8 protein-coding genes are annotated in these 6,587 nt (G+C 40.4%); all 8 read left to right on the forward strand.

From position 1 onward, the window contains the following. Positions 1-21 precede the first annotated feature (21 nt). Positions 22-1,098 carry a DotH/IcmK family type IV secretion protein gene (locus tag R8N47_RS22605; RefSeq protein WP_025634007.1) on the forward strand — a complete coding sequence of 359 codons (1,077 nt, stop codon included), beginning with the start codon at positions 22-24 and terminating at the stop codon, positions 1,096-1,098. A 12-nt stretch (positions 1,099-1,110) separates the two neighbouring features. Beyond that, positions 1,111-2,751: a DotG/IcmE/VirB10 family protein gene (locus R8N47_RS22610; protein WP_203347292.1), complete on the forward strand. Its 1,641-nt coding sequence runs from the start codon at positions 1,111-1,113 to the stop codon at positions 2,749-2,751. A 52-nt stretch (positions 2,752-2,803) separates the two neighbouring features. Beyond that, positions 2,804-4,159, forward strand: a complete 1,356-nt coding sequence (locus R8N47_RS22615; RefSeq protein ID WP_025767068.1) for a hypothetical protein — start codon at positions 2,804-2,806, stop codon at positions 4,157-4,159. Further along, positions 4,156-4,563, forward strand: a complete 408-nt coding sequence (locus R8N47_RS22620; protein ID WP_025634011.1) for a hypothetical protein — start codon at positions 4,156-4,158, stop codon at positions 4,561-4,563. The genes R8N47_RS22615 and R8N47_RS22620 overlap by 4 nt, the downstream gene beginning before the upstream one ends. Before the next feature lie 2 nt (positions 4,564-4,565). Continuing rightward, complete coding sequence (locus R8N47_RS22625) at positions 4,566-4,952, forward strand: hypothetical protein (protein ID WP_025634012.1); 387 nt, start codon at positions 4,566-4,568, stop codon at positions 4,950-4,952. A 75-nt stretch (positions 4,953-5,027) separates the two neighbouring features. Further along, entirely contained in the window at positions 5,028-5,435 is a 408-nt protein-coding gene (locus R8N47_RS22630; protein WP_025767067.1) for a hypothetical protein, read from the forward strand. Between the two features lie 351 nt (positions 5,436-5,786). Next, positions 5,787-6,302 (forward strand): SMI1/KNR4 family protein, encoded by a 516-nt coding sequence (locus tag R8N47_RS22635; RefSeq protein ID WP_203347280.1) that lies wholly within the window; start codon positions 5,787-5,789, stop codon positions 6,300-6,302. 34 nt (positions 6,303-6,336) lie between these two features. Continuing rightward, a partial coding sequence (locus R8N47_RS22640; protein WP_206937370.1) for a transposase occupies positions 6,337-6,587 on the forward strand: 251 nt, incomplete at its 3' end.

A 6,587-nucleotide genomic window follows, 5' to 3' on the forward strand; every position in this document is an offset into this window, starting at 1 on the left:
GTTAAACTTCAAGGATTACCAATGCACTCAAGAAACATCTCCTCTCTGAAAGCCTATTTCCGCTTAACAGTAAGTGCGGTGGTGTTGTCATTGTCGGCGTTTTCTCAAGCTAATCAAACTAACCAAGTTAGTCATGCTGCAATTGCGGATGCATTGTTAAAGAAATATGGAAGTATAGAAAATATATTGATTAACATGCGTGAACTTGAGGTGTATGAACAAAATGCAATTCAGACGTACATAACAGATCTAGAATACTCGAAACTCCAGAGTAATTACCAAAATAGAGACAGACTTGAGATACTGAGGGCTGAGAATAAAAAGAATGACATCATTAAAAGTGAGAAAATGAACTCCGACCCTGCTTTTATTGAAAGGATGCGTAAAATAGAAAGGCAGAGGCTAATTGCAGAAAATAAACTTTTAGTAAGGCCCCCGGAAAGTCTAATTGATACGATTAAATTCGATCCTTCACTACCTCAGGAGTTAATTTTGCAGGTGTACCCTGGCTTCCCTGGGTCTATTTCATTTTTCGACCAGACAGGAGCTCCTTGGCCTATTGTATATGTTAAGCTAGGAGCTCAGGGAGCCTTCGAGGCTGGAAAAACACCCGGTAACGCATATAGCTTGGAAGCTCGTTTACCTGGAGTAACTCATTCGGGCTGGTTTCAGCTGAAGGGTTTAGATACAACTATTCCTTTCATGATTAGTTCTGAAAAAACAGATTACTACAATTCTCGAAGACAAGTGATCATTCCACTAATTGGCCCGAACGCCAAGCCAATACAATACCGTTCTACTTCAAGTGTAGATCTTGATAAAGCTGGTCCAGAATTCTTTTCTTTTCTTTCAGGTACGACAACAGGTGTGCCTGGTGCCAAAGAAACTAAATTGCAAGGAATCAATGGCCAAGCCTATTTATATAATGAATTTGTTTATATCAGAACAACAGCCATTTTAAGAAGCAAAGGTAGCTCTTTGGTAAGAGAGGGAAGTGTCGGTGATTACAACCTTTACAAGCTTTACCCCCGTTCATTCTATTGGTTTAGCGATGGTCGACAGAAAGTAAAAGCGTTTGTGGATACAAGTGAACTATAAGGCTTCTCACCGATGAAATTAAAAAAAATAGCAATCGTTGTAGGTTTGTTTGTAGTAGCCGCCGGAGGGATTGGATACGCAATCTATATGGCTTCCAATCAAGTTACAGAAGACCTTTCGGGCAAAGGTGATAAAACAGCGGGTAGACCTGTCGTTAAAACTGACGATGTGATTAAGAACTCAACTGATGGGACAATCAGTGTTCCTGAAAATTCACCTATCGCTAAAGAAACCGAAGAAAGGGAGAAGAACGCGCGTAAACAGGCTGCTACTAATGGCGAGAGCCATATCAGTAAAACTCGCGTACAAGAATCAGCAACGGGACCAGATACAAAAACCGAAGTTGACAAGCCTAAGTCGCAGGAGGTTGATCCCCTGGGGCAAGAAGTTAAGTCTGGCAAAGATGCTGAGTCTAAAAAGACAAATTCAGATACAGAAGAGAATAGTGCAGGTAGAGACGTAAAATTACCGTTGCCTAAACAAGATATAGAAACTTCAAGCCAGCTAGAAGATCTCCGAAACGAACTAGCAACGACTAAAATGAGTTTAAAGGCTCAAGAAATAAAGAATCGAAACGACAAAGCCGATGCTGAGCGACAGCGGTTGATACAATTAGAAGCTGAGCGACAAAAAAAGATATCAGAAGGTGCACAAGCATTATTTTCAGGTCTCCCTTACGCACCAGATACAGGCGAAAAGTACAAAATCACTTATAGTAAGAAGGCTGACATTTATAGTAAAACATCACAGTTCGTTTTTGACCCGAGTGATGCAGAACAAGAAGTGGCCTCAGCATTGTATCGTTCTGATGGAGGTCAGACTCAAATGGGGATTCATCCTAATTATTATAAGAAAGAAAACACAGTTGGGTATACGGACAATGAAAAAGAAACCTCTAATGAAAAATATAGACAGCCACCAGTTGAAGTAGACCAAGAGTCTATAGTATTTGATGCAGGTGAGTTGGTTTATGCCCGTACCACCTTGCCTATCGACTCAGACATTCCTGGCCCAATCAGAATTCGTTTATTAACCGGAAAAGCAGAAGGTAGTATTGCGTTCGGTGAAATGGAGCTTATAGAACAAGCTCCAGGTGTTGCCTTAACTGTAACGTCTGTTATTAGAGATGGGAAACAAATCCCTGTAAAAGCTTGGGTATTATCTGCTGAAACTGAAAAGGCGCTTATAGAAGGTGAAGTAGACCACCATTACATCCAGAGGTTTGGTGGCATGTTTGCTGGTTTGTTTATGACAGGTTTTTTGGATTCACTCATTGATACGACAGTGACAACATCAAATGGGGAAACAACAACTTCGACAGGTGCGATTGATAATACGAGAGACAGAATTGTTTATAGTATCGCCAAAGCTGCACAAGGCTTTTTACCTATCCTATACGATAATGCGAGAAGACCTGTTCAGGTAGAGATACCGAAAGGTCAAACTATGTACTTATTGTTTGAGAATCAAGTACAAGAAACGGATGAAATTCAAACTCCGAATCAGAGCGATCTTCTCAAGATGATGGCGGAGCAAAATAGACTAACAGAAGTTAATTCCGAAGAAACTGACCTAAGCTCTGAAATTCGCAAATCGAATATTGGGCAAAATGTATCAATCCCGAGTGACAACAAAACTCGTTTATGGAATTAATTTAGATCTTTTATATAATACATTATTCAATTAAAAACAAGGAGCGATCATCATGAGCGATAACGAAGCTCAAGACGCAAATGCTGGCAAAGCGAATAAAAGCCAAAGCAGCTCAGCAAAGCCAAAAGTAAAGTTACTCGTTTATGTCGTAGGAGCTACTTTGCTTGTTGGTGGTGCTAGTTTAGCTGCACATAAAATGGGTTTGATACCAGATTTTGGAGGCCCTTCCAAAGTAGAAGAAATACAAAAGCTAGAGAGAAATCTTGAGCGTGAGATCACCGCTCTCAGGCAATCATTGCCTGAACTCATTAAGACTGAAATAGATGTGATTACTAAGTCTGAAGAGTTTGGTGCTATCACTGAATTACAAAGACAAGAAATCGCTCAATCAATCATTACTAAAATAGACATTCCTAGCAAAGTAAAGGATGAATTTGGTAAGCAAAAAAGTGAGATTGTGAAGTCAACCTCGAAAGCTGCGTCACAGAATATTACACAGACGATCAGTTCGACCTTACAGCAACAAATTGATGACTCAATTACAATGAGATTGAAGCCATATCATCAATTTAATTCTGCTCAAGAAACTTTTAACGTTAGTTTAACCAATAGATTGGATAAATTGGAAAGCGATGTAAATTCATTTGAAGGCGAGTTTGCTAAATTAAACAATAGCCTTTCAAACGGACATACGAAAGCAGCGCGAAGTAGTGAGCGTAAACGCTTAAAAGAATTCAACGTTGTGGATGAGATTGCTGAGGGGGTTTTTGCTGTACGTGCACCAGATAGATCCGATAACTCTCCACATTACATCACTCTTTACAAAAGTGAGCCGTTCAAATCAAAAATTGGCAACCATAAAGTCACCAACATTAAAGGTGAGGGAGAAGACGGAGTTTTACTTATTGGCAGCAAATACTTTATTGATAAAGAACGCCAGGAGTACACGCCGACTGAACTAGCCAACCTTCGACGCTCTCAGCAGTCTAAAAAGAAAGTTGTAAAACCTGCTAAAGAATCGATTACAAAGCCAACGGCAGTACAGGTTGCTAAGACTACCACCCAACATATTGGTAAAAATACAGAAGTAAATAGCAAAGTAGTACAGCCAACGATGGCAATAGCATCTAGCTCGACTGTAGTACAGCCAATAGAAGCGCCAAAAATGGTAGTTCCAAGTACGGGAGTAACATACAAGGATGGGCGAATTCTTCTTCCTGACTACGCAATGATCACTAAGTCGCAGGACCTAAACAGTGCGCTAGTCGTAAATCTTACCAAGACCTCTGGCGAAAGAACTATTTCCGTAGAAAAAGGAAAATACTACGACTTCATTGGAACTGTTAGAGAAATCTCGGCTGACGGAACAATCTGTTCAGATACTTACTGTATTGGAGCGCTTCGATGAAAAAGTGGTATTGGATGTTTGTTTACACATTATCCAGTAGTTCATTCGCTTCAGAAACGCATAACTCCACCATTGCAGATGGCGGAATAAATGTAATTAAACATGTTCGACTTTGGATTGCAGTTCTCTGGAATTTGAGAGCAGTACTTGGCCTCGGTCTTGTCGTGTTTGGTTTCATCGGTTGGTACAAAGCAAACAAAGCGGATAATGATGTTTCTGTTCTATGGCCAATATCCTTCTCAATAGCTGGCGCATTATTAACTTTCCACGGTGGTTTAGATCTAGTGGGTGAGGTATTTACCTTTAGTGACACAGTGGACCCAATAACACTCGACTCATCTGGTCGGGCAAACCTCTCTTCTAACACAACTTATATCTTCGATGAAGGAGATAGCACGGAGTAACTATGAATAAACTAACGAAATGGTCCGGTGCCCTGGGTATCGCTCTAGCACTAACCTCTGTAACTACGATGGCAGCCAATGAAACAAAGCTAGAGCAAGCTGCAAAAAACGTGGATGCAATTTCAGCTGCAGGTGGTAGTGCTACATATACCATAGGCTTATGGATTGGTATTGCAATGATTGTCATTAGCCTTGCAACCTGGGCATGGAATAGCCGAGAAAGCTCACCACAAAGTAAGGGCGTAGGAAAATTCGTTCTAATCTGTGGTATAGCAGGGGCCGCTTTGACTTTCCCAAGTGCTTACATAGCAATGTTCGGTGAGGCAGCAAGCATCTCAAGTGCTGATGAGTCTGTTGATTATCGTGACCTTCAAAACGTAAACAATTAGATAAACATACACAACCCCACTATCGAAAGCGTTAATAGATCGTGGGGCTAATTTTATCATCTACAAGGAACAAAAATGAAGAAAATACTACTTATGGCATCGACATTATCAGTTATTGCTGGCTGTGCTAATCAAACCGAACTAAGTGAACCAACAGTAGAGAACCCATCTTACCAATATCCTGGCATATCCAAGATATTATCAATTGATTATTTCGAAGTGGATAAAGGGACATCAGTTGCTCTTACGGAATATTTAGATAATCAAGATAGGTTTTGCTTCCAATGGGTTTCGTCAGCAAAGAAAGTAAATGGTGAAACAAAAAATGAGCATTCAATAGAAGCGAATATTTCTGTTCATTGCGGAGGATACGAGATTAGACAAGTTGATAATAAAGGTGGTGATTACGTTTCTACTGATATAAGAGCCGTTAACAAGTATAAGAATCGTGAAGGGTTATTCGTTCAAAATCTAGAGATGTAACATTTATTTTATTAAAATTCTAATCTACCAGTTTTACACTAATGCGCGCAACACGGTGATGAGCAGTCAAAACTCTCCGACCCAAATATGCCCATGAAACAGAGAAATTTAGAAGTTAGGAAACGGCTCTTTCTTTGCTCATACTCGCTCAAGTTAACCGCATTTCGCATTACCTCTAATTAATAGGGGTAATACGAGTTTCCTATGTTCCGCATAACTAGTACTCATTCTAACTAAGACTTCTGGTATTTGAGTTGGAGCAGTGCAGAAGAAATAGATTAATACCATCGCTTCGATTTTGAAGCTTATTCTTTCAAACCCGAAGATTACAATGAAAACGAGGGAAAATTAATGTTCGAGCAAGTAAGAAAAGAAATACTTAATAAAGCACCACTAGTTGCTGATGCGTTCTTAGAGCCAGCGTCGGAAGAAGAAATAAATTTGCTTCGCTGTAATGTGGGTAGAGAGCTACCACAAGATTTAGTTGAACTGTACAAAACATCTAAAGGGCAGGACCCCGAGAAGCAAGCAAATTTTGCTTATGGCGTCGCTTTACTCTCTATCGGACAGACCTCAAGCCTTGTAGAAAACTATAGCCATGATGGTGATGGAAACGTACTCAGTTATACCGATAAAGGTATAGATAAAGAGTATACCTTCGGCAAAAGTAGAATCCCAATTGCGGATGACTGTTCATCTTGTTTAATTTGCGTTGATTTAAGTCCAACAGAGGAAGGTAGTTTCGGACAGGTAATTCTCATAGATTATGACTACAAGGTCGCTTTAAAGCTTGCCGATTCTCTAGCTGAATTAATTTCTAACTTCAAGAAGGATTTAGAGCCTATCCCAAAAGGAATTATCGTATAATATAATGAATAACGATAATTTCTGAGGGCAACGTATGGCAGGCAACAAGTGGCAAATCAGTGATGAACTCTGGGAGAAAATGGCTCCTCTCATCCCGGAGCATAAAACTCACCATCCTCTGGGTACGCACCGCAAGCGGGTTGATAATCGCGCTGCAATGAACGCCATCTTCTTCGTACTCAGGACGGGTTGCCAGTGGAATGCGCTGAATGCCACCGGTATATGCTCGTCAAGCTCTGCTCATCGCCGATTTCAGGAGTGGCGGGATGCTGGCGTATTTGAACG

The organism is Vibrio sp. 2132-1, from assembly GCF_033344315.1.